The sequence below is a fragment of the Streptomonospora wellingtoniae genome, from assembly GCF_031845375.1.
Classification (GTDB): domain Bacteria; phylum Actinomycetota; class Actinomycetes; order Streptosporangiales; family Streptosporangiaceae; genus Streptomonospora; species Streptomonospora wellingtoniae.
This window is the reverse complement of the sequence record NZ_JAVREK010000056.1, coordinates 1-1,539: the sequence shown is the minus strand read 5'-3', so window position 1 is coordinate 1,539 and position 1,539 is coordinate 1. Positions and strand designations below refer to the sequence as shown.

Here is a 1,539-nt window from a genome sequence, read left to right as displayed (position 1 = left end):
AAAAACAGCATGCGCGAGCACCCAGCATCCACGGCGGACAAGCCCTCGGCCTATTAGTACCGGTCAGCTCCACCCCTCACAAGGCTTCCACACCCGGCCTATCAACCCAGTCATCACCTGGCGGCCTTACCCCCACCACAGGGCAGGAGACCTCATCTCGAAGCAAGCTTCCCACTTAGATGCTTTCAGCGGTTATCTCTCCCGAACGTAGCCAACCAGCCATGCCCCTGGCGGAACAACTGGCACACCAGCGGTTCGTCCGTCCCGGTCCTCTCGTACTAGGGACAGCCCTCCACAAGTCTCCAACGCGCGCAGCGGATAGGGACCGAACTGTCTCACGACGTTCTAAACCCAGCTCGCGTGCCGCTTTAATGGGCGAACAGCCCAACCCTTGGGACCAACTCCAGCCCCAGGATGCGACGAGCCGACATCGAGGTGCCAAACCATCCCGTCGATACGGACTCTTGGGGAAGATCAGCCTGTTATCCCCGGGGTACCTTTTAGCCGTTGAGCGACGCCGCTTCCACACGCCGGCGCCGGATCACTAGTCCCTGCTTTCGCACCTGCTCGACACGTCCGTCTCACAGTCAAGCTCCCTTGTGCACTTACACTCACCACCTGATTGCCAACCAGGCCGAGGGAACCTTTGGGCGCCTCCGTTACCCTTTAGGAGGCAACCGCCCCAGTTAAACTACCCACCAGACACTGTCCCCGAACCGGATCACGGCCCAAGGTTAGATGCCCGAAACAGCCAGAGTGGTATTTCACCAACGCCTCCACCGCCACTAGCGTGACAGCTTCACCGGCTCCCACCTATCCTACACAAACCATCCCAAACACCAATGTCAAGCTATAGTGAAGGTCCCGGGGTCTTTCCGTCCTGCTGCGCGAAACGAGCATCTTTACTCGTACTGCAATTTCACCGGGCCCGCGGTTGAGACAGCGGGGAAGTCGTTACGCCATTCGTGCAGGTCGGAACTTACCCGACAAGGAATTTCGCTACCTTAGGATGGTTATAGTTACCACCGCCGTTTACTGGCGCTTAGATTCCCAGCTTCACACCCCAAAAGGCGCTAACCAGTCCTCTTAACGTTCCAGCACCGGGCAGGCGTCAGTCCGTATACAGCGTCTTACGACTTCGCACGGACCTGTGTTTTTAATAAACAGTCGCTTCCCCCTGCTATCTGCGACCCCACCCAGCTCACAGGGAAAACCTGATCACCGGACAGGGCTCCCCTTCTCCCAAAGTTACGGGGACAATTTGCCGAGTTCCTTAACCACGGATCACCCGAACGCCTCGGTATACTCTACCTGACCACCTGCGTCGGTTTCGGGTACTGGCCGCACACGCACTCGCTAGAGGCTTTTCTCGACAGCACGGGATCACTCACTTCACCAAAAACGGCTCGGCATCACGCCTCACCCACAACAGGGCAGGGATTTACCACCACCCCGGGCTACACGCTTACCCCCGGACAACCACCGCCGGGTAGAGCTACCCCACTGCGTCACCCCATCACTTGCCTACACACCCCTCGG

At 58.6% G+C, this 1,539-nt stretch carries 1 rRNA gene; it reads right to left on the bottom strand.

Going from position 1 to position 1,539, the window contains the following annotated elements:
• Positions 1-33 precede the first annotated feature (33 nt).
• Positions 34-1,539, bottom strand: a 23S ribosomal RNA gene (locus tag RM446_RS24585); the annotation flags it as partial.